General features: G+C 63.1%; 17 protein-coding genes. 6 read left to right on the top strand and 11 right to left on the bottom strand.

The window, feature by feature from the left end:
- Positions 1-26: 26 nt before the first annotated feature.
- Positions 27-1505 carry a patatin-like phospholipase family protein gene (locus tag LAC81_RS25105; RefSeq protein ID WP_223729856.1) on the bottom strand — a complete coding sequence of 493 codons (1479 nt, stop codon included), beginning with the start codon at positions 1503-1505 and terminating at the stop codon, positions 27-29.
- Between the two features lie 225 nt (positions 1506-1730).
- On the opposite strand from LAC81_RS25105, the gene LAC81_RS25100 reads away from it, so the two are divergent.
- Together LAC81_RS25100 and LAC81_RS25095 are read left to right on the top strand one after the other, a co-directional pair.
- Positions 1731-2405 (top strand): response regulator transcription factor, encoded by a 675-nt coding sequence (locus tag LAC81_RS25100; protein ID WP_223729855.1) that lies wholly within the window; start codon positions 1731-1733, stop codon positions 2403-2405.
- Positions 2402-3772 (top strand): sensor histidine kinase, encoded by a 1371-nt coding sequence (locus LAC81_RS25095; protein WP_223729854.1) that lies wholly within the window; start codon positions 2402-2404, stop codon positions 3770-3772. The genes LAC81_RS25100 and LAC81_RS25095 overlap by 4 nt, the downstream gene beginning before the upstream one ends.
- A gap of 111 nt (positions 3773-3883) precedes the next feature.
- Here LAC81_RS25095 and LAC81_RS25090 read toward each other — a convergent pair whose 3' ends face one another.
- The 6 genes from LAC81_RS25090 to LAC81_RS25065 all read right to left on the bottom strand — a co-directional run bounded on the left by LAC81_RS25090 (position 3884) and on the right by LAC81_RS25065 (position 12829).
- Positions 3884-5257, bottom strand: coding sequence for an alpha-glucosidase/alpha-galactosidase (locus LAC81_RS25090; protein ID WP_223729853.1), 1374 nt, complete (start codon positions 5255-5257; stop codon positions 3884-3886).
- A 23-nt stretch (positions 5258-5280) separates the two neighbouring features.
- Entirely contained in the window at positions 5281-6954 is a 1674-nt protein-coding gene (locus LAC81_RS25085; RefSeq protein WP_223729852.1) for an ABC transporter ATP-binding protein, read from the bottom strand.
- A gap of 12 nt (positions 6955-6966) precedes the next feature.
- Positions 6967-8094 (bottom strand): ABC transporter permease, encoded by a 1128-nt coding sequence (locus tag LAC81_RS25080; protein ID WP_223729851.1) that lies wholly within the window; start codon positions 8092-8094, stop codon positions 6967-6969.
- Complete coding sequence (locus LAC81_RS25075) at positions 8091-9101, bottom strand: ABC transporter permease (RefSeq protein ID WP_223729850.1); 1011 nt, start codon at positions 9099-9101, stop codon at positions 8091-8093. Before LAC81_RS25075 ends, LAC81_RS25080 begins: the two co-directional genes overlap by 4 nt.
- Positions 9102-9169: 68 nt before the next feature.
- Complete coding sequence (locus LAC81_RS25070; RefSeq protein WP_223729849.1) at positions 9170-11254, bottom strand: ABC transporter substrate-binding protein; 2085 nt, start codon at positions 11252-11254, stop codon at positions 9170-9172.
- 111 nt (positions 11255-11365) lie between these two features.
- On the bottom strand, positions 11366-12829 hold the full coding sequence (locus tag LAC81_RS25065; RefSeq protein WP_223729848.1) for an alpha-glucosidase/alpha-galactosidase: 1464 nt from the start codon (positions 12827-12829) through the stop codon (positions 11366-11368).
- 190 nt (positions 12830-13019) lie between these two features.
- Between LAC81_RS25065 and LAC81_RS25060 the strand changes: the two genes are divergently transcribed.
- Positions 13020-13961, top strand: coding sequence for an AraC family transcriptional regulator (locus LAC81_RS25060; protein ID WP_223729847.1), 942 nt, complete (start codon positions 13020-13022; stop codon positions 13959-13961).
- A gap of 15 nt (positions 13962-13976) precedes the next feature.
- Here the strand turns inward: LAC81_RS25060 and LAC81_RS25055 are convergent, their stop codons facing one another.
- The 3 genes from LAC81_RS25055 to LAC81_RS25045 form a co-directional block, all read right to left on the bottom strand.
- Positions 13977-14474 carry an EVE domain-containing protein gene (locus LAC81_RS25055; RefSeq protein ID WP_223729846.1) on the bottom strand — a complete coding sequence of 166 codons (498 nt, stop codon included), beginning with the start codon at positions 14472-14474 and terminating at the stop codon, positions 13977-13979.
- Positions 14475-14603: 129 nt separating this feature from the next.
- On the bottom strand, positions 14604-15320 hold the full coding sequence (locus LAC81_RS25050; RefSeq protein ID WP_223729845.1) for a GNAT family N-acetyltransferase: 717 nt from the start codon (positions 15318-15320) through the stop codon (positions 14604-14606).
- Positions 15321-15517: 197 nt separating this feature from the next.
- A complete protein-coding gene (locus LAC81_RS25045) occupies positions 15518-15664 on the bottom strand; it encodes a DUF1127 domain-containing protein (RefSeq protein WP_113536282.1) in 147 nt (48 codons plus the stop codon).
- Between the two features lie 372 nt (positions 15665-16036).
- On the opposite strand from LAC81_RS25045, the gene LAC81_RS25040 reads away from it, so the two are divergent.
- Together LAC81_RS25040 and LAC81_RS25035 are read left to right on the top strand one after the other, a co-directional pair.
- Positions 16037-16747: a GntR family transcriptional regulator gene (locus LAC81_RS25040; RefSeq protein ID WP_113540847.1), complete on the top strand. Its 711-nt coding sequence runs from the start codon at positions 16037-16039 to the stop codon at positions 16745-16747.
- Between the two features lie 127 nt (positions 16748-16874).
- Positions 16875-17837: a dihydrodipicolinate synthase family protein gene (locus tag LAC81_RS25035; RefSeq protein ID WP_223729844.1), complete on the top strand. Its 963-nt coding sequence runs from the start codon at positions 16875-16877 to the stop codon at positions 17835-17837.
- Between the two features lie 342 nt (positions 17838-18179).
- On the opposite strand, the gene LAC81_RS25030 is transcribed toward LAC81_RS25035, so the two are convergent.
- Positions 18180-19217 carry an Ldh family oxidoreductase gene (locus LAC81_RS25030; protein ID WP_223729843.1) on the bottom strand — a complete coding sequence of 346 codons (1038 nt, stop codon included), beginning with the start codon at positions 19215-19217 and terminating at the stop codon, positions 18180-18182.
- Positions 19218-19373: 156 nt separating this feature from the next.
- Between LAC81_RS25030 and LAC81_RS25025 the strand changes: the two genes are divergently transcribed.
- Positions 19374-20891 (top strand): aldehyde dehydrogenase (NADP(+)), encoded by a 1518-nt coding sequence (locus LAC81_RS25025; RefSeq protein WP_223729842.1) that lies wholly within the window; start codon positions 19374-19376, stop codon positions 20889-20891.
- Positions 20892-21069 lie beyond the last annotated feature (178 nt).

Below are 21069 nucleotides of genomic sequence, written 5' to 3'. Positions count from 1 at the left end.
GCCGCTCAAACTGACACTACGGCGTCTCAGCCCGCTCGGGCAACTCTGGGCCCGCTCCGCTTGATGCGGTCCAGGAACCGCTGGTAGTCCGGCTGTTCGAGCAGCAAGCGCCGACCGAGGCCTGCGAGAAAATCGACGTCCTTCGCCTCCAGGCTCAGGCGATTGTGCAACCCCAGGATCCGGCGTGCCAGCGCCGGGTCGGATATGTCCGACAGCGCCAGCCTGACGATGCCGACATCGAGATCGCCGCAGCCTCGCTTCGCGCCACCGATCTGGCAACGCCATTTCACGAACTTGTCCCGCCAGGCGGGAAGATGGTCGCGCAGGGCATCGAAGCTCTGAAGATTGGGAATGTTGATCATCGCGTCGATGGCCGCGACGATTGCATCCGGCGCCTTGGGGCTGTCGACTGTCTTTGAAAGTTCCCCTCCGATCCGGGTCGAAGCATCGACGACGATGACCATCAGGTGCCTGAGACGCATGGCCCGCTCCGCGGGCACCGGCTCGGGCGCTGCCCGGTCCATCAGGTGGAGGAGGCTCTGCGTTCCGACACCATCGACCAGTCCGCCGTCGTAGAGCTTGAGATAGTTGAGATCCTTTGCCGTTTCGTAGCGCCCGAGAGAATCGGCATATTCGCGCGCAACGAGCGAGCCGGGCGCTCGAGGCCCGGTTTTCTGCGGTTTCGCTTCCGGCGACGCCTCGCAACCGGTCCGGAAGTTCTGCAGCGTCAGTGGCGCGAAGACGACCGGTACGGCGGCCGAGGCGGCAACCGCATAGGCAAGCGGATAGTCGTCGTAGTTGCTGCAGATGGCGGTGAACGACGGACGATCGAAGATGAATGGCGCGCGATTGTAGAGATCGGTCGCGTGGATCACCAGGCGTGGGCGTCCTGGGCTCGTGATGTCGCCGAACGTCGCGCCCCTGAATAGGTTGGCGTCGAGCCAGGCAGGGAAGCCGGACAGATCGTTCACGCCACCCCGATAGCCGCGCAGGATATTGGGTGGCGAAAAGGACATCTTGAGCGATGCCTCGACATCGCGCCCGAGAAACCGCTGACGGAAATCAGCAAGACCCGATCGACCGTAAAGGGCGAAATGGGAGGCAAGCACCGCCCCGCCGGAGACGCCGGCAACAACGGCGACATCATCCGCGAGACGGCGCCCCCTTGCACCCGGTGACGGCGCCTCCGCCAGTGCCGACAGCACCCCGTAGCCGAAGGCGGCGGAGCGGGCACCGCCGCCGGAAAAGGCGAGGATGATGCCGGTTTCACCGCCGTCCAAGATGGGTTGCGGCAGCGGCACGGCTCCAGTCGTCAGTTCGAGCCGCCTGTTGGTCGGCGTCACATCCGGGCCGGTGCAACCCGCCGCAGCAAGCGCAAACGCCAGCGTCCCGTGGCGCAGAAGCCGCCTTGTGCGGACAACCACAATTTTCCGCACCGCATAGCGGCCGGTAGGCCCCTCTCCGATTTCCTTGAGTGAACGCCGCTTTCGATTGGTGACCTTCATTCGTCCTGATCCGGGTTGGCTCCGCCCGCGAGAACCGATGTTCACGAGCAGGTGTCGCACAGCCTAAGGACCAACATTGAGACAGCATGTCATGCCACAGCCTCGCAACGAATGATTGTACGGCGGCAGCGATCGGGACTACTTTGCGACGGGATGACAGGTTCCCTCAATGAAGCGGCGCTAGGGTCACGCGCGTGGGCACATTGCACGAGGTAAAGCGCATTCATGCGGGTCTTGCTGGTCGAAGATGAGAAGGAACTGGCGGGTGCGCTGCGGACTGCCCTGAGCAATCACCGGATGATCGCCGATCATGCCCGCGACCTCGCCGAAGCCGCCTTGATCCTGAACGATGCCGTCTATGACGTGGTCGTTCTCGATCGCAAGCTGCCCGATGGCGACGGGCTGTCGCTCATCCCCGTGATACGGGCGCGCGGCAATACCGTGCCGGTGTTGATGCTGACTGCGCTCGACGATCTGGCTGACCGGGTCGCGGGGCTCGATGGCGGGGCGGACGACTATATCGGCAAGCCATTTGCCTTCGAGGAACTGCTGGCACGGCTGCGGGCGCTGGCGCGGCGTCCGGCGCCCGTGCAGTCCGATGTCGTCACCGTCGGACGTCTCTCCTTCGATCTCGCGCATTGCGAGGCAAGCGTTGCAGGCGCGCCCCTCAAGATGCCCCGGCGCGAGCTTCTGGTGCTCGAAACGCTGACCCGCCGCATGGGACGCATGGTGCTGCGCGCGGCCCTGATGGAAGCCGTGTTCGGTCTCGACGACGAAATCCAGTCCAATGCGCTCGACACCCATATCTCGCGCGTTCGGCGCAAGCTTGCGGACGCGGATGCCGGGGTGATCATCAACGGTATCCGCGGCGTCGGCTATCTGCTCAGAGAAGACCAATGAGCGGCAGCACTTCCCATTCGTTCAAATGGCGCCTTGTCGGCTGGCTGGTGCTGTTCGAAACGATAGCGACTATTGTCGTCATCGCCATCGCCGTCGGTCTGCTCTGGGTGACCGGCTATCTCATCGACGGCTACGAAAACGGCAATGTCGACGTCCTGAAGGACGCGATCACTCGCAATGCCGATGGCGGACTCGTGCTTCAGGAAACGCCGGAGCTCGCCCGATTGCGTCAACAAGCAGGAAAGATCTGGTTTGTTGTCCGCGACAGGCAAGGCAACCGCCTTTCCGAGGGAAGCGTGCCTGAAGAATTCGCCTTCGCGATCGCCGGCCTCGAGCGCATGAACGACGCTCGCTTCCGGCTTTCGCCGGATAAGAACGCCCGCCCGGAAGCCGTCGTCAAATGGCTCGAGTCTCCCGCCGGCAGCGTCCAGATCTTCAGCGGCACCGAAGGGCAGCTGACCCTTGGCCGCCTGCTGCTCAGCACCACCGGCGCCTTCCTCAGCATCTTCGTGCCGATGCTGCTGCTGCTCGCCCTTGCGACCGTGGTCGTCACCCCGATCGTCGTTCGCCGGATGCTATCGGGCCTGTCGCACGCGGCCTCGCATGCGGCCCATATCGAATACGACCAGCGCGGCATCCAGATGCCGGTCGCGGGCGTCCCCACGGAATTCCTGCCGTTGGTAACCGCGGTCAACGATGCGCTGGTGCGGCTGGACGACGGCTATACGAGACACAAGCGCTTCCTGGCGCAGGCGGCGCATGAACTGCGCACGCCGGTCGCAATCCTCGGCGCCCGCATCGCATCGCTGCCGCCGGGACCGGACAAGACGCGCCTCAACGAGGACGTGACGCGCCTTTCCATTCTGGCGGGCCAGCTTCTCGATCTCGAACGTCTCGACGCCCAGAAGGATGATTTCAGGCTCGTCGATCTCGCAGCCCTTGCCGAGCGGGTGATCGTCGCACTCGCGCCGCTTGCCTTCGGGGCAGGTTACGAGATGACCTTCGAGGCCGATCAACGCCCTGTCATGGTGACGGGAGACGAGGCGTCGCTGGAGCGAGCGCTCACCAATCTCGTGCAGAACGCCATCGACCACGGCGGTCGGCGCGGCACGATCACCGTCAAGGTCGACCCTCAGGGCTCGATCGATGTCTGCGACGACGGCGACGGCATTCCGCGCAGCGAAACCGATCGGATCTTCGAGCCGTTCCAGCGGCTGCGAAAGGACGGCAAGGGCGCGGGGCTCGGCCTCAACCTCGTCCAGAAGATCGTTCACCTGCACGGCGGTTACGTCGACGTCGCCCGCTCCTCTTCCGGCGGCGCCTGCATGCGCGTTGTGCTGCCACTGGCGGCCGACAATACGGCTTGAAAAGAGCAAGCCCCGGAACCTGCGCGGCCTCTCTTGCCCCTTAAATCGGCTAGGACCTGGGGGAAGACGGCGAAGTTCCGGGGCTCGACGCGGCCTGACCGGGAGAAAAAATCAGGCTGCCTGGACCTTCTTCGACACGCGCGCCCATTCCGGGATCCAGTCGCGATGGGCGACGAGCAGGTCGTCGACGAGCGACCAGATCTGGCCGAGGTCGAGCTCGGCCGCCGTGTGCGGATCCATCATCGCGGCGTGGTAGAGATGCTCGCGGTTTTCAGTCATGAGCGCCTGCACCGTCAGTTCCTGGACGTTGATGTTGGTGCGGATCAGCGCGGTCAGCTGCGGCGGCAGATCGCCGATGAAAGTCGGCTGGATACCGGATGCATCGACCAGGCAGGGAACTTCCGCCGCACAATTTGCCGGCAGCGAGGTGATGCAGCCATTGTTGCGCAGGTTGCCGTAGATCACCGACGGCTCGCCGGTCCAGACCGAGTTCATGATCGAGGAAGCGTATTCATGGCTCTCAGCCACTTCGATCGTCTCGGCCTCCTTGAAAGCGGCCGCCTGCCCCTTCCAGCGCTCGATCTGCTCGATGCAGCGCTTCGGATATTCGTCGAGCGGAATGCCGAACTTCTCGATCAGATCCGGGCGACCATCTTTGATGAAGTAAGGCGTGTATTCGGCGAAATGCTCCGAGCTTTCGGTGACGAAATAGCCGAGCCGCGTCAGCATCTCGTAGCGCACCTTGTTGGGGCAGCGCGGGTTCCAGTGGCTGGGCTTGGGGAAGCGCCCTTCGCGATAGCCGCGCACCAGATCCGGATAGAGATCGCGGAAGCTGCCGTCGGCCTGTTTGTGCTCGAACTTGAGGAAGAAGGCCATGTGGTTGATGCCGGCGGCGCGGTAGCGGATCTCCGACACCGGGATATCGAGATCGCGCGAAAGCTCGTAGGCCGTGCCCTGGACCGAGTGGCAGAGGCCCACTTGGCGGATCGTCGGATACTTCTCGGCGATCGCCCAGGTGTTGATCGCCATCGGGTTTACGTATTGCAAGAGGATCGCGTTAGGGCAGACCTCAAGCATGTCTTCGCAGATTTTCCAGAGATGCGGCACGGTGCGAAGCCCGCGCATGATGCCGCCGACGCCGAGCGTGTCGGCGATCGTTTGGCGCAGGCCGTATTTCTTCGGCACCTCGAAATCGGTGACCGTGCAGGGCTCGTAGCCGCCGATCTGGAAGGCGACGACGACGAAGTCGGCCCCTTCCAGCGCCTTTCTCTGGTTGGAATGGGTTTCGATGTCAGCCTTGACGCCGAGCGTGCGCACCAGCTTGCCGGCAACGATCTCGCTTTCGCCGAGGCGCTGCGGGTTGACGTCCATCAGCGCGATCGTCGCGGCCGAGAGCGCCGGGCGCTGCAGCACGTCGCCGATGATGTTCTTCATGAAGACGGTGGAGCCGGCGCCGATGAAGGTGATCTTGGGTTGTCTGGTCATGGATTGCCTCTGCTTTCTAGCGGTCATGCTGCCACATCGAAGGCGGCTTTCACGAGCCTTTCGGTGTAGGCGGTCTTGGGATTGGACAGAATTTCGCTCACCGGCCCCTCCTCGACGATTTTGCCGTGCTGCATCACCACCACCCGGTGGCAGAGCGCGCGCACGACCTTGAGGTCATGGGAGATGAAGAGATAGCTCAAGCCCCGCTCGTCCTGGAGCTTGCGCAGCAACTCGATGATCTGGGCCTGGACCGAGAGGTCGAGCGCCGAGGTCGGCTCATCGAGCAGGATGAATTCCGGCTCCAGCGCGATGGCGCGCGCGATCGCGATGCGCTGGCGCTGGCCGCCGGAGAATTCATGCGGGAAGCGCGACAGGATGTTGCCCGGCATGCCGGCGGCGATGAGCGCGTCCACCACCCGCTCCACCCGCTCTTTACGGCTCTGGCCGATACCGTTGACGACCAGCCCCTCCTCGATGATCTGGCCGATCGACATGCGCGGATTGAGCGAGGCGAAGGGATCCTGAAAGACGATCTGGATGCGCGAGCGCAGAGGCCGCATCTGGGTCCGGTCCTTGTCGTGGATCGGGATACCGTCGAAGTAGATCTCGCCACCATCGGCGTTGAGCAGGCGGATCAGCGCCTGGCCGAAGGTCGTCTTGCCCGAGCCGGATTCGCCGACCAGGCCAAGCGTCTCATGCTTGCGAAGGTTCAGGCTGAGCTTGTCCACCGCAACGAGCTCGGAAAACTCGGACCGGAACAGACCACCCTTCTTCAGCATGAAGGAAACCTTCACGTCCCGCCCGTCAAGCATGATCGGCGCATTGTCGGGCAGCGGCCTGGCGGCACCTGACGGCTCGGACGAGAGCAGCCGCTTTGTGTAGGAATGCAGCGGGTTGGCGAAGAGCGCGGCCGTGGTGTTGTGCTCCCTCACCTCGCCGTATTGCATGACATAGACGTAGTCGGAGAACTGCCGAACGACCGTCAGGTCGTGGGTGATGAGGATCACCGCCATGCCGAGCTCGCGCTGCAGGTCGCGGATCAGGTTGAGGATCTGCGCCTGGACGGTGACGTCGAGCGCCGTCGTCGGCTCGTCGGCGATCAGCACGTCGGGATCGTTGGCAAGAGCCATGGCGATCATCACCCGCTGGCGCTGGCCACCGGAAAGCTGGTGCGGATACTGGTTGATGCGGAGTTCGGGATCCGGGATCCGCACATGGCGCAACAATTCCAGCGCCCGCTCGGTCGCCGCACGGCGGCTCATTCTGCGATGCGCCCGGATCGCCTCGATGATCTGGGTGCCAACCGTGTAGACCGGATTGAGCGAACTCATCGGCTCCTGGAAAATCATTGCCAGTCGATTGCCGCGCAAGGCGCGACGTTCGCGTGGCGAGAATTTCAGCACATCCTTGCCGTCATAGTCGATGCGCGATTGCGGAGCGATGGTAGCGCGCTTCGACAAGAGCCCCATGACGCTGCGCGCCGTCACCGATTTGCCCGAACCGGATTCCCCGACGATGGCGATGGTCTCGCCGCGATAGAGCTGGAAGGACACGTCCTTCACCGCCTCCACCGTGCCGTGCTCGACCTTGAAACGGACCGCGACGTTGCGCGCGTCGATGATCGGCCGGCCGGAGCGTTCCGAAAGGTCCCTGCGCTCAGAGGGAGCAGCCGTGAGGACGTCGATTGTTTCAGACATTGAGCGTCCTCCTCAATAGGGATCGATGGCGTCGCGCAGACCGTCGCCAAGGGCATTAAAGGCGAAGACTGTGACAAGCACGAAGGCGACGGGCGACAGAATCCAGGGATAGGACCCGATGACGGAATAGGTGGACGTGTCCTGCAGCATCAACCCCCAGGAGATCAGCGGCGGCTTGACTGCGAAGCCGAGGAATCCGAGGAAGGATTCCAAGAGCACCACCTGCGGGATAGACAGTGTGACCGCGACGATCACATGGCTCATCACGTTCGGCAGGATGTGCTGGAAGATGATGCGCCGGTCGCTGGCGCCCACAGCGATTGCGGCCCGCACATAGTCGATACGGGCGAGCGCCAGCGTCTTGCCCCGCACCTCGCGCGACATTTGCGCCCAGCCGAGCGCCGACATGACGATGATGACGAAAGCGAGGAAGACATTGGTCGGTGCGGTCACCGGGATCAGCGAGGTCAGCGCCAGGTAGAGCGGCAGTTGCGGAAAGGCGAGCACCAGCTCGACGAAGCGCTGGGTCCAGACATCGAAGCGGCCGCCGAAATAACCCGAGGCCATGCCGACGGTGGTACCCACCACCGTCACGATCGAGACGACGATCAGCGCGATCATCAACGAGATACGCGAGCCGACGAGAATGCGTGACAGCACGTCCCGGCCAAACTTGTCGGTACCGAGCAGATGCACCGGCGAACCATCGACCGCGCCGAAGAAATGCCGTTCGGCCGGGATCAGGCCGAGGAGGCGGTAGGGCGCGCCCTTGACGAAGAAGCCGAGGATCTGCGGGTTGTCGTAATCGGGGCCGATGATCGGCTGGAAGGTGATCGGATCCAGTTCGGTGCCTTCACTGAGCGGATAGCTGCGCGGCGAAAAGACGAAGTTGCCGTCCTTGTCGGTGAAGCTGATCGCCTGCGGTGGCGCGAAGGCGACGCCGGTTGCCTTCGGATCGACCGGCGACAGGAAGTCGGCAAAAACAGCCATGAAGAGCAACAGGCCGACGAGGACGAGGCCGAGCATTCCGGTCCAGGACCGCTTCAGCCGGCGCCAGACGAGCGCCTGGTAGCTTTCGTTATGCTGCTCGTTCTTGGGCTCGATGGCGAGCGGAAGGGTCGTTTGCATTTCGACGGTCATGCCGGGGCTCCTCCCAGACGCACGCGCGGATCGAGCGCCGCCAGCAGCATGTCGGCGATGATGTTGCCGAGGATCAGCGTTGCCGACAGCACCAGCATGAAGGTGGCGGTGACATAGACGTCGCCCACCCACATGGAGCCGACGATGGCGGGACCGACGGTCGGCAGCGCGAAGATGATTGCCGTCTCGATCTCGCCGGTCAGCATGTAGGGAAGCACGACGCCCTGATACATGATCAGCGGGTGCAGCGCGTTCGGAACGGCGTGGCGCATGACGACGGCACCTTCGCTCAGGCCCTTCGCGCGGGCGGTCTCGACATATTGCGCATTCAGCGTGTCGAGCAGATTGCCGCGCATCACCCGCATGTTGTAGGCGAGGCCGCCAAAGGTGGCGATCGCGACGACCGGCCAGACGTGCTTGACGAGGTCGACGAACTTGTCCCACGACCAGGGCGCGCCGCCGTAGCGGGCTGAGTGGAAGCTGTTGATTTCGCTGACATTGAAGTGGAAGACGAGGACATAGACGATGATCAGCGCCATCAGGAAGCGCGGCACCGTCATGCCGAGGAAGGCCACCGTCGACAGCAGGCTGTCGATCCAGGAATACTGCCGTGTCGCCGCGATGATGCCGAAGGATATGCCGATGATCGACGCGAGGACGTGGCAGACGAGCGCCAGGGCCAGCGTGCGCGGCAGGCGCTCGCCGACGACATCGGCAACCGGCTTGTTGTAATAGAGGCTGTGGCCGAAATCGCCGCGTGTCAGGATGCCGGTCATCCAGTTGACGTATTGCACCACCATCGGCCGATCGAGGCCATGTTCCTTGCGATAGGCCTGCGCCTGGGCTTCCGCTTCTTCATAGGAGGCGCCACCCTGATTGATCAGTTGCGAGCGGATGTAATCGCTGTAGTCTCCAGGCGGCGCCTGGATGATGGCAAACGTCGCCACGCTGAGCACCAAAAGCACCGGAATGGCAGAGGCGATGCGGACAAGCAGAAACCTGAACATGCCGTTTCCTTCTGTCGGTTGGGGTGACGGAGCGCTCCCCGGCAATGCGCCGGAGGAGCGGCTTTGCATCAGTTGCTGAGACCCTTGTCGCCGGGCTTGCCCGGGAGTTGCTCGGCAAAGAGCTCGAAGTCACCCTGTTTGTCCGAGGGAACGAAGAGGCGCTCGCGCATGATCGTGTCCTCCGCCCAGTTGAACATGAAGATCGGCGCTCCCGTCGGCACGTTGGCGAAGCGCTTGTTGATGATCAGCGCGCCCGGATATTCGGTGAGGCCCACCGTATCGAGATGCGTCGTTGCGACCTTCTGGTACTGCTTCATCAACTCCGCGCGCTCGGCATTGTCGTTGGTAGCGATGAACTTGTTGATGATGTCGACGAGTTCCTGTTCGAAGGGCATCAGGTCAAGCTGACCGCCTTCCGGTGCGCGGTGGTGCCAGCTGGTGCGTGGACCGGCTGCCGCCAGCTGCGGCGTGTTCTGCACGACGGAGGCATATTCGGCGGCGTTGCGGTGAACCATCCAGTCGAACTTGCCGGCGTAATTGGTCGCGTCCCGCTGCTTGCCGTCAAGCGAGTTCAGAACCACACGGAGGCCGAGCTTTTCCATCTGGCCGATCAGGCCTTCGGCGAGGTTGCGGTCGGTCGCGTAGCTGTTGTCGATCAGAAGCACGATCTCCACGTCCTTGCCGCCTGCCTTGCCTTCCGGGAAGTTGACGAAGCCGTTGCCGTCGGTGTCCTTCAGGCCAGCCTTCTCAAGCAGAGCCTTGGCGCCATCGAGGTCGAAGGGATAGTAGACGGTCGACTCCCGGTCGTAGAAGCTGGTGCCGGAGGAAAGCCCGCCCGGATAGATCGCGGTGAAGGGACCCTTCACCAGCGCCTCTCCGAGCTTCTTGCGGTCGACCGCCATGGTCACCGCCTTGCGGAAATCCTCGTTGCGGTTGAGTTCGCGCACGGCCTGGGCCCGCTCGTCCGGCTCGCCCCAGCCATTGGCCGAGAAGTTCATGTGCAGATTGTAGCCGATAAGGCGCGGGCCGAAGGCAAGGCGTGCCGGGGCCGTATCCTGCGCCGCACGCTTCAGCGACTCGACGAAATTTTCCGGCTGCTCGAGGTTGGAGAGATCGGCCGACCCGGCGATCGCCTGCACGTCACGGTCAGCCCAGGTCGAGAGCTTGTAGTGAAGCTCGTTGATGTAGGGAAGCTGGTTGCCCGCCTCGTCGACCTTCCAATAGTACGGGTTGCGCCTGAGTACGATGATGTCGTCGGGGCGATAGGCGACCGGCACCCAGGCACCCATGACCGGAATGTTCATGTACTCAGGTGGGAAGGCGTTCTTGTACTGGTCGTAGGTGGTGCCCGCATATTTCGGATGCTTGGCCTTGAGGATATGCGACGGGCCGGGGCAAAAGGTGCCGTAGGCCATGGCATAGAGATGCTGGCGCGGGAAGGCCTCCTTGAAGGTCCACTCGACCGTATACTGGTCGATCTTCGTCAGCGTCGTGCCGGCGCCGAAGGTCTCCGGCGTCGCGCCGTTCAGCGGCGTCACGCTCGGGTCGAGCACGTTGTCTTCCCAATAGAACATTACGTCGTCGGCATCGAAGAGGTCGCCATCCGACCACTTGGCGCCCTCGACCAGATGCATCGTCAGCTTGTGACCATCGGCCGACCAATCCCAGCTCCTGGCAAGGTTCGGCAGCGGCTCGACGTCCTTGGCCTCCACCTGGAAGAGCGGCGCCGTGCGCGTCAGGCATTCGGACATGCCGATATCGATGCCGCCCCAGCCCTGGCTCTGGCCGGCCGAGTAGTTCCAGCCTTCCGGCCGACCGCCGATCACGTGGCGCAGCGTATCGCCGTAGACGCCGACGCCGTCGGGCATATTACCGGTCTTGAAGACCATTGGCTCCTTCGGCAGGCGCTCGGCGACCGGCGGCAGCTTGCCGGTCTTGACGTATTTCTCGGTAACCCAGGCCGGTTCCTTGTATTCCGGCAGCGCCTTGAACTCGGCGATCGAGTCGCGCGGCACATAGGTGATCTTGCCCTCGGCCGGAAATGCCGGCTGTTGCGGCACGACGGTCGGCTTGGAGGCGGCCGCCTCCAACGCAAAGGTCGAGATGCCGACGAGCAGCAGGCTCGCCATCTTCATCAGTCTGTGGCTGGTCATTGGCTCAGATTCTCCCTCTTTTGCCGCGCCGGAACGCGGCCTCCTCCTTGAAAAGTCTGCAGTTCAGGCAGTGCTGCTTGCGTCTCCTCACGCAAGCAGCATTGCAATCGATCAGCCGGCGGCGCGGACCTGACGCTCGGCGCGCAACTCGTCGAGCGAGCGCACCTGACGCCGCGCGGCACCGTTCCACTCGCGCGTCTTGACGGTGGCGCGGCCGAGCCGCTCCTTTGCGCCGTCAATGGCATGGGCGTATTGCGGCAGCCATTTGGCTTGCGCGACCACCATCTCATCGACCATCTGCCAGACCTCCTCCGGCGTGCAGATGGCGCCGACCAGCGGATCGTGCAGCATCGCAAGCTTCAGGAGGTCGAGATCGCCAGTGACAGCCGCGTGTACGGACATGCGCTGGACGTTGATCGAGGAAAGGCAAGTAGCGGCACAGGCCTCCGGCAGCGTGATACCCGAGACCATGTTGATGCCGAAACGATCGACGAAGCCGGGGGATTCGATGATCGCGTCCGCAGGCAGGTTGGTGATCACGCCATTGTTCTTGACATTGAAATGGCCGCGATAGACCCGGCCCGTTTCGAGCGCCTCGAGGATATGGCTCGCATGTTCGTTCGAGCGCCGGCTATGATCGAGCGGCTTTCCGGCCGCTTCCAGGAACTGCGGAAACTCGGTCTCGAACCAGTTGCGCGTCTCGGTCGAATGGCGGAGGTAGCCGCCCGTTTCGCCGTGGATCCAGTCCGACATGTCAATCCAGCGGGTAATTTCCTCCGGGCGCTTGCGATACCAGGGAAGATATTCGGAGAGATGGCCGTTGCTCTCGGTCGAATAGACGCCGAACCGCTTCAGCACATCGATGCGGAGTTTCTCCTGCTTGGAGAACACCGGGTGCGCCTCGAAGGCGGCGACCAACTCGTCCTTGCCGATCCTGCGGCCCTTGAGCCTGACGTCGACGAACCAGGTCTGGTGGTTGATGCCGGAGCAGATGTAATCGAGCTCGCCTTCGCCAGCGCCGAGGATCTCGGCGATCTGCTCACCGCCGTGCTGGACGCCGTGGCAGAGGCCGACCGTATCGACCTTGCCGTATTCGATCGCCGCCCAGGTGTTCATCGCCATCGGGTTGGCATAGTTCAGGAACTTCGCGCCCGGCTCGGCAACAGCGCGGATATCCCGGCAGAAGTCGAGGATCACGGGAATGTTGCGCTGGCCGTAGAGGATGCCGCCGGCGCAGATCGTATCGCCGACGCATTGGTCGACGCCGTATTTGAGCGGAATGCGGATGTCGTCGGCATAGGCTTCGAGGCCGCCGACGCGCACGCAACTGATGATATAGCGGGCACCCTCGAGGGCCTTCAGCCGATCGGTCGTCGCCGTCACCTTCGTCGGCAAGCGGTTGACCTCGACGATCCGGTCGAGGATCGCCTTGATCATCTCCAGATTGCGGACGCTGAGATCGGTGAGCGCAACCTCGATATCGCGCAGTTCCGGCACGGCGAGGATGTCGGTGAAGAGCTTCTTGGTGAAACCGATGCTGCCGGCGCCGATGATGGCGATTTTGAAGCCTGCCATACCCTCTCACTCCTCCTGAACCGCCCGCGCTTCATGCGAAGGGTAAAATTAATTCAAAAACTGAGGCTCACCGCCCGGGAAAAACGGATGCAGATCCATCTTTCCGGCCGATCACTAGAGCCTCCTGTTGTGTGGTTGGCCGTCATTATGTGTATATTCGCCGACCCCGCCAGAGCGGTATTGTGCTTTCATGGGTAATTTTATGCTGCGCGATTTGATCGACAATGGCCCCATTATGCGAACGGTCTCCCTGCCAAGGGGACGCCAGAGCCTGCACACCATGCCGACCAGCACCGGCTATGAAATCCGCAACAATGCCACCTATGACTGGGACGGCAGAAAGCGCGGAAACACGCCCTTTACCGTCCTGCAGCACACGATTGCGGGTGCCGGAAACCTGCGTTACGAAAACCGCACCCATCGGGTGCGCGAGGGCGAGACGCTGCTGTTGCTCGTGCCGCACAATCATCGCTATTGGCTGGAAGATGGCGGGCGCTGGGAGTTTTTCTGGATCTCGATGAACGGCGACGAGGCCTTGCGCGTGCACCGCGCCATTCTCGCCGTCACCGGCCCTGTGCTGAAGCTGCAGCCGGAAACGATCGAACATCTGGCAGACTGCAGCCTGCGGCTAATCCGTGGCGGCGAGACGCCGGGGCGCGCTTCCGCAATCGCCTATGAGGCGGCGATGGCGCTCTATGACGACGTCTTCGGCTCGCACCCCTTGTTCAGCCACGAGCACCGGACGATGCACCGGGTCGTCGACCACATCATGAACAATCTGCAGAACCCGCTTCCTGTGGAGGAACTGGCGCGCGTCTCGGGCTTGAGCCGCGCCCATTTCTCGCGCGTCTTTGCCGCCAGCGAAGGCATGGCGCCGGCCGAATACGTCCTGCAGAAGCGCTTACAGCGCGCCGTGAAACTTCTGACGAAAACGGCGAGCCTACCGGTCAAGGAGGTGGCGATCCTCTCCGGCTTCGAAGACCCCAACTACTTCGCCAAGGTGTTCCGCCGTTCCTTTGGCCTCAGCCCGACCGAATTCAGAACCACCGGCATGTATGCCAGTATCGCCGCCGGCTCCGTAGAGCAGCCGGTCGACACACCAGAGGAGGCGACGGTACTGCTGTCTGGTTGAGGGCGGGCGTGGGCATCAGCCCGCCAGCTGCTGGCGATAGGCCGGCGTTCTCGCAAAGACCATGCCCAGATCGACGTGCATGGCCCGCGCGATCACACGGAAATCCCGTTCGCTGATGGCAAGATGGCCGAGACGAAGTTTCTGATCCCAGCTCCGGTTGCCTTCGGCAAATTCCAGGCTCTCGAGCCACGGACGGACCGGCGCCTCCATGCTGTCGGCCCAGTCGATGTCGCCGCGATGCGGGGCGACACCGCCCATTGCGAAGAAGTAGGGCGGGCGCTCCTTGACCACGCCGATCGCGATAAAACAGGCAAGCCCCGCTCTGCCATTGAAGGCGGCGCTGGGTGAATAACCGATAAAGCCATCGCCCGCCTTCATGCGCGTCAGCGCCTGTACATTGCCGTAGCCGTAACCGAACCGCGAGAAACTGTCTTCCGGGGCATGTTGCATGTCGTCCCCGGAAAGGGCGCCGACCCAGAAATTGCGCTCGCCTGTCGCGCGTTCTGCGTTCATCCTAAACAAGTCCTGCGTCGACATCGGTCGTCCCTCGATCTCTGATCATGGGAACACTTTGCGCGCGACCCCTGCCAGATTCTGTCAGCATTGATTTCCATCGCGTCGGTTCGCGCGAAGAGCCTCGCATCAGTCGCCTTCGGAAGGCGCTTCCCACCTGCCGAACAGCGTCACGCCCACGTTTCCGGCAAGTGCGACGGACGCGTGGTTGTCGAGCTGGCAGCGATACTGCGGCTCGTAGCCTTTCTCGTAGGCAGCTCTGCTGATCGCACGCACGACGTGGCGGGCATGGCCTTTTCCCCTGTCGGACGTCAGCGTCAGCACGCCGAGATCGGCAATCCGACGGTCCTGCCAGGGATACATGCTGGCGGTGCAGACCAGCCTGTCGCCATCGAAGGCGCCGTAAACCAGCCAGTGGTCCAGCTCGACATAGGCCGCATCGAGGTCCTCGTCCGAGGCGGAGCCCTGGAACAGGGAGAAGGCCGCCGCATCCTTCGCCGTAAGCGCGCGCACATGGCCGCTCGGGCTATCTTGCAGCAGCACAGCCTTGTCCGCCTCGGTGAAATAAAAGAGGTTGTCGGCACCATTCAGCACGATGCCCGCGTCGCGCAGCCTCTTGCGAAGTTCCGCTTCGGTAAGAGCCTGTCCCGCCGACAATACCGCGGAGGCCAGCGTAGGAGACAATACGGCCATCACGCCGTTTTCAGCCGTTTCCAGCACCATGGCCGGGCTGTCCTCGTCGAGATCGGAGTTGACCGTGACGGTGAACCGATCCGCGCGGGCAAGAACATCGCCCGCAAATGACGCCTTCCAGAAATCGGTTACCTCAGGGGAAAATGATGGCATTTCACTCAACTTGTTGAACGCACACGCTCAGCCTGCCGGGCGGAGGCAGGAAGCGCGATCAATGGATAAAGTAGTCAATTAATTAAACTGCGGTGCCAGCGCTGTGTGGGACGACAATGGCGCTATGAAGGCGCAAAAAGCAAAAGCGCCCGCAGGAGGTGCAGGCGCTTGGCAATTATTCAGTCTTTAAGGTCGCCTTAGCGGGCGAAGGCCGTGCGTGCAACGCGGTCGATGTCACCACGTTCGATGCCGAGGTCACGGAGTTCCCGGTTCGACATGCGGCCCAGCTCGGTGACCGTCTGACGATACTTGCGCCAGTTGTTGATGGAGCGTGCGATGTTCATTTGATCCCCCTTTCAATGGGCTTTCGAAGCCTGGCTGCCAGTCCGTGGCGCCTCGTTTCGCTTCGATGAACACCTTATAACTCAGGTCCTTGGTAAGTTGCAGCGCTCAAAACTCAGCGCTCCCATGTGGGAAACGCATGGGTCCCCGACCCGGCCGCCCGCTGCCCCCTTCGTCCGCCCTGTGCACTATTATCCGTTCCCAGCCAGAGCCTCTTAAAGCCGGTGCGCCGCGCCGGAGCACTCCCTCAGCAAAGTGCAGGCCGGAGAAATACACGTATCTGGATATTCCCGCCGCCGCTGGCCCTTCGCGACGGAAACGGTTGATCCCCGCGGCAGAGACAAGTATTTCTTTTGTCGACAAAGGATTCTGAGATGACCGATATCGACACCGACAACAGCCCCATCCCCGAACGCAAGCGCGGTTCCGGCGTGAAAATGGTCTACGACCTCCTGCGCGACGAGATCCTCGACCTGGTTCTGCCGCCAGGCAGCCCGATCGACGAAGTGCAGCTCGCCGAGCGTCTGAAGATGTCGCGCACGCCGATCCGCGAGGCGCTGGTCAGGCTTGCCGGTGAGGGGCTGATCGACACGCTGCCGAACCGCTCGACGATGGTGGCGAACATCGACTTCCTCAACCTGAACCCGTTCTTCGACGCACTGGTGCTGATGTACCGCGTCACCACGCGGCTTGCAGCGCAGAATCACCGCCCGGAAGATCTGCCGATCATTCGCGGCTTTCACGAGGACTACGCGGCAGCCGTGCAAACACGCGACGCGCTGACGATGATCGCCACCAATGCCGCCTTCCATGCGGCGATCGCGGAGGCCGGACGCAACCCTTACTTCACCAGCCTGTTTCGCCGGCTGCTCGACGAGGGGCGGCGCATTCTCCGTCTCTACTACCAGTCCTACGAGGAGCAATTCCCCCAACGCTTCGTCGACGAACACGCGGCCATGATCGCCGCGATCGCGGCGCGCGACATCGAAGCGGCCGATCGTCTCGGCAAGGCGCATGCGGAGCAGATCGTCGAGCAGGTGCAGAAGCTTTTTGCCCGCAACAGCAAGCTCGACATCGCTCTCTAGGGTCTTTGTATTTTTCTTGTCGACAAATAAAATACAAACGGCTATTGTCTCTATCAATGGCACGGAGACGTGCGCCGCCGACGGCGTGCACGCCTCATGCCCCGAGACAAGCCAAGAGGAGTTTCAAATGAAGGCGAAGATTTTCTCCGGCGTCATCCCGGCGCTGATGACCCCGTGCAAGCAAGACCGCACCCCCGACTTCGACGCGCTGGTCCGCAAGGGCCAGGAGTTGATCGCTCAGGGCATGTCCGCCGTCGTGTACTGCGGCTCGATGGGCGACTGGCCGCTCCTGACCGACGAACAGCGCATCGAAGGCGTCGAGCGCCTCGTCAAGGCCGGCATTCCGGTCATCGTCGGCACCGGCGCCGTCAACACCGCTTCGGCTGTCGCCCATGCGGCACACGCTGAAAAGGTCGGCGCCCAGGGCCTGATGGTCATCCCGCGCGTGCTTTCGCGTGGCTCGGTCGTCGTCGCCCAGAAGAACCACTTCAAGGCCATTCTCTCGGCCGCCCCGAGCCTGCCGGCTGTCATCTACAACAGCCCCTACTACGGCTTCGCAACCCGCGCCGACCTGTTCTTCGCGCTGCGCGCCGAGCATCCGAACCTCGTCGGCTTCAAGGAATTCGGTGGCGCTGCCGACATGCGCTATGCAGCCGAGAACATCACCAGCCGTGACGATGGCGTCTCGCTGATGATCGGCGTCGACACGGCCGTGTTCCACGGCTTCGTCAACTGCGGCGCAACCGGCGCCATCACCGGCATCGGCTGCGTGCTGCCGAAGGAAGTCATCCACATGTGCAACCTGTCGCGTGCCGCCGCCGAAGGCGACGTCGACGCACGTCTGCGCGCTCTGGAACTGGAACAGGCGCTCGCCGTTCTCTCGTCCTTCGACGAAGGCCCGGACCTCGTTCTCTACTTCAAGCACATGATGGTGCTGAAGGGCGACAAGGAGTACACGCTGCACTTCAACGAGAGCGATGCGCTTTCGGACAGCCAGCGCGGCTACGTCGAAGCCCAGTTCAAGCTGTTCAACAGCTGGTACGCAGAGTGGAGCAAGCTCCCGGGCGCCGTCCAGAAGTACAAGGCCTGATCGCTCGATCGGCCCGCAATAGAAAAGGCCCTCCGATCGGAGGGCCTTTTTTTGCTTTCTGCGAAGACATCTCTTCACACTTTGACCGCAAGGAAGCTTGGCGTCGGAGACGGCCGTCTCTCGCACGCTTGTGGCGGAACCTGGCCAGCCAAGTCCAAGTCGAAAAATCGTTTGGTCCGCGGACGCTCATGTCTAAGACGGCATGAACGACAGAGAATGCCGTCACCGCTGCGTCAATCGAGCACATTCAGCGGCGCAGCAAAAAGCCCTCCGGTCGGAGGGCTTCTATTTCGCATGTGGCCAGTCGGGCGCTGAGGGACTACCGGCAAGGTAAGCTCATGCTTACGCGACGGCGTCGATGCCGAGCGCGAGGAGCCGGTCGAGCTGCTCCATCTCGGCCTTGTTGAGAACGATGCCTTCGGCTTCCGACTTGGCACGAGCCACGAAGCGCCGCTGCGAGGGAAGGCGGGCACCCTGGCCGACGATCGCTTCGAACAGCACTTCCGCGCGGGCGAAGGGATTGCCGGGCCGGCCGGCGGCGAACTTCTGCGGCGAAAAAGCGACGATCAGTTCGCCATGGAACGGTGCCAGCGTCGTGGTGCCGAGATAATCGAGCACTTCCGGGCTCGTCAGATCGCCGATCATGATGCCCGCGAGAAGCTCGACCATCGTGCCGATCGCCGAACCCTTGTGGCCGCCGAAGGGAAGCATGGCGCCGGCAAGGGCTGCTTCCGGATCCGTCGTCGGATTGCCCTCGGCATCGATCGCCCAGCCCTCAGGCAAGGGCTTGCCGGCACGGCGGTGCAGCTCGATCTCGCCGCGGGCGGCAACCGAGGTCGCGAAGTCGAAGACGTAGGGCGGCTGGTTCTCGCGCGGCCAGCCGAAGGCGAAGGGGTTGGTGCCGAGCAGCGGCTTGTTGCCGCCGGTCGGCGCAACCGTCGCGTAGCTCGGGCACATGACGAGACCGGCAAGCCCTTCGCCGGTCAGGCCTTCCACTTCCGGCCAGAGTGCGGAGAAATGGGTGCAATCATTGATGACGAGGGCTGCAATCCCGAGCGAGCGCGCACGTTCGGCCAGCACCGGCAGGCCCAGTTCGAAGGCCGGGTTGGCGAAGCCGCCCTTGGCGTTGACCTTGACGATGGCCGAGCCTTCCTGCGCATCGAGCTCCGGTACGGCATCCGCCTTCACCTTGCCGGCCTTCACGGTGCGAAGCGCCCCTTCGATACGGTAGATACCGTGCGATTTGCAGGCATCACGCTCGCCGGCAACGATCACACGGGCCAACGCCCCGGCCTGAACGCCATTGAGCCCAGCCTTCCGGAAGATCGCCTCGACACGCTCGTGAAGCGCCGTGATCGTCAGGATGTTGGTTTCGCTCATCTCTCTCCCTCTCAAATGCTGCGCCTGATCCGGATAGGCCAGTCAGGCGATTGATGTTCTGCATACATATAGTATACAAAGATCCGACAAGTGCAATTCAGCCATGATCCCCTCTGCCACAAAAGGCAATCCGGGATCGAGAGAAAGGATCGCCAGATGGCCTTCACCCCCAAAGGAAAACACCTTGTCGCCGGCGAATGGCTCGACGGCGCAGGCACCTTCGCATCCGCACCCGCCCATGGTCCGGTGCATCAGTTTGCCACCGGCACGGTGGAGCTGGTCAACCGTGCGGCCGAAGCCGCCGAAGAAGCGTTCCTGAGCTACGGCTATTCGACCCGCGCCGAGCGCGCCGCCTTCCTGCGTGCCATTGCCGACGAAATCGAAGCGCGCGCCGAGGCAATCACCGAGATCGGCACCCAGGAAACCGGCCTGCCGGAAGCCCGCCTGCAGGGCGAACGCGGCCGCACCACTGGCCAGCTCCGTCTCTTTGCCGACCACATCGAAAAGGGCGAATACCTCGACCGCCGTTTCGATGCAGCCTTGCCTGAGCGCCAGCCGGCGCCGCGCCCGGAAATCCGCCTCATCCAGCGCCCGATCGGCCCGGTCGCCGTCTTCGGTGCCTCGAACTTCCCGCTCGCCTTCTCGACCGCCGGCGGCGACACGGCGGCGGCCCTTGCTGCCGGCTGCCCCGTGGTCGTCAAGGGCCACTCGGCTCATCCGGGCACCGGTGAAATCGTCGCCGAAGCCGTCGAAGCCGCAATCCGCAAGACCGGCGTTCACCCCGGCGTCTTCTCGCTGATCCAGGGCGGCAACCGCCAGGTCGGCGAAGCGCTGGTCCAGCATCCGCTGATCAAGGCCGTCGGCTTCACCGGCTCGCTCGCCGGTGGCCGTGCGCTCTTCAATCTCTGCGCCGCCCGTCCGGAGCCGATCCCGTTCTTCGGCGAGCTCGGCTCGGTCAACCCGATGTTCCTGCTGCCGGAAGCACTGAAGGCACGCGCCGAAGGTCTCGGCCAGGGTTGGGCCGGTTCGCTGACCATGGGTGCCGGCCAGTTCTGCACCAACCCCGGTATCGCCGTGGTTGTCGAAGGTGCCGATGCCGACCGCTTCGCATCAGCCGCTGTCGAGGCGCTCGGCAAGGTCGCGCCGCAGACGATGCTGACCGACGGCATCGCCAAGGCCTATCACGACGGCCAGGCGCGCTTTGAAAGCCGCAACACCGTGAAGCCGCTGCTGACGACCGAATCGTCCGGTCGCTCGGTCTCGCCGAACCTGTTCGAAACCACGGGCGACCAGTTCCTTGCCGACCACGCGCTCGGCGAAGAGGTCTTCGGCCCGCTCGGCCTCGTCGTCCGCGTCGGCTCGACCGAGGAGATGGAACAGCTTGCCCGCGGCTTCGAGGGACAGCTGACCACCACCATCCACATGGATGCGGCCGATCTCGAGACCGCCCGCCGTCTGCGCCCGATCCTCGAGCGCAAGGCCGGCCGCGTGCTCGTCAACGGATTCCCGACCGGTGTCGAGGTGGTGGATTCCATGGTGCATGGCGGACCCTATCCGGCCTCGACCAACTTCGGCGCAACCAGCGTCGGCACCCTGTCGATCCGCCGCTTCCTGCGCCCGGTCGCCTACCAGAACATGCCGGAAGGCCTGCTGCCCGAGGATTTCCGGGGCTAAGGCGGATGAGGAAAAGCGCGGGCGACTTGCCGCCCGCGCCCTGTCCCCACCGATAAGACACGACAGATCGCTTCGCAGGGTTCCCATTTGACGAAACAAATGGGAACCCTGCGGGCGTTTTGCGTTAGGATGATATACTTTTTGTATACTAATTGTATTTTTCTATTGATTTGTGCTC

Source organism: Ensifer adhaerens, from assembly GCF_020035535.1.
Lineage (GTDB): Bacteria > Pseudomonadota > Alphaproteobacteria > Rhizobiales > Rhizobiaceae > Ensifer.
Note: the sequence above shows the minus strand (reverse complement) of the source record. Positions and strands in the feature narration are given on the sequence as shown.

Excerpts from the sequence above, each read along its gene's own strand:
- LAC81_RS25105 (WP_223729856.1), bottom strand. The coding sequence starts at position 1,505 with ATGAAGGTCACCAATCGAAAGCGGCGTTCACTCAAGGAAATCGGAGAG.
- LAC81_RS25100 (WP_223729855.1), top strand. The coding sequence starts at position 1,731 with ATGCGGGTCTTGCTGGTCGAAGATGAGAAGGAACTGGCGGGTGCGCTG.
- LAC81_RS25095 (WP_223729854.1), top strand. The coding sequence starts at position 2,402 with ATGAGCGGCAGCACTTCCCATTCGTTCAAATGGCGCCTTGTCGGCTGG.
- LAC81_RS25090 (WP_223729853.1), bottom strand. The coding sequence starts at position 5,257 with ATGACCAGACAACCCAAGATCACCTTCATCGGCGCCGGCTCCACCGTC.
- LAC81_RS25085 (WP_223729852.1), bottom strand. The coding sequence starts at position 6,954 with ATGTCTGAAACAATCGACGTCCTCACGGCTGCTCCCTCTGAGCGCAGG.
- LAC81_RS25080 (WP_223729851.1), bottom strand. The coding sequence starts at position 8,094 with ATGACCGTCGAAATGCAAACGACCCTTCCGCTCGCCATCGAGCCCAAG.
- LAC81_RS25075 (WP_223729850.1), bottom strand. The coding sequence starts at position 9,101 with ATGTTCAGGTTTCTGCTTGTCCGCATCGCCTCTGCCATTCCGGTGCTT.
- LAC81_RS25070 (WP_223729849.1), bottom strand. The coding sequence starts at position 11,254 with ATGACCAGCCACAGACTGATGAAGATGGCGAGCCTGCTGCTCGTCGGC.
- LAC81_RS25065 (WP_223729848.1), bottom strand. The coding sequence starts at position 12,829 with ATGGCAGGCTTCAAAATCGCCATCATCGGCGCCGGCAGCATCGGTTTC.
- LAC81_RS25060 (WP_223729847.1), top strand. The coding sequence starts at position 13,020 with ATGGGTAATTTTATGCTGCGCGATTTGATCGACAATGGCCCCATTATG.
- LAC81_RS25055 (WP_223729846.1), bottom strand. The coding sequence starts at position 14,474 with ATGAACGCAGAACGCGCGACAGGCGAGCGCAATTTCTGGGTCGGCGCC.
- LAC81_RS25050 (WP_223729845.1), bottom strand. The coding sequence starts at position 15,320 with ATGCCATCATTTTCCCCTGAGGTAACCGATTTCTGGAAGGCGTCATTT.
- LAC81_RS25045 (WP_113536282.1), bottom strand. The coding sequence starts at position 15,664 with ATGAACATCGCACGCTCCATCAACAACTGGCGCAAGTATCGTCAGACG.
- LAC81_RS25040 (WP_113540847.1), top strand. The coding sequence starts at position 16,037 with ATGACCGATATCGACACCGACAACAGCCCCATCCCCGAACGCAAGCGC.
- LAC81_RS25035 (WP_223729844.1), top strand. The coding sequence starts at position 16,875 with ATGAAGGCGAAGATTTTCTCCGGCGTCATCCCGGCGCTGATGACCCCG.
- LAC81_RS25030 (WP_223729843.1), bottom strand. The coding sequence starts at position 19,217 with ATGAGCGAAACCAACATCCTGACGATCACGGCGCTTCACGAGCGTGTC.
- LAC81_RS25025 (WP_223729842.1), top strand. The coding sequence starts at position 19,374 with ATGGCCTTCACCCCCAAAGGAAAACACCTTGTCGCCGGCGAATGGCTC.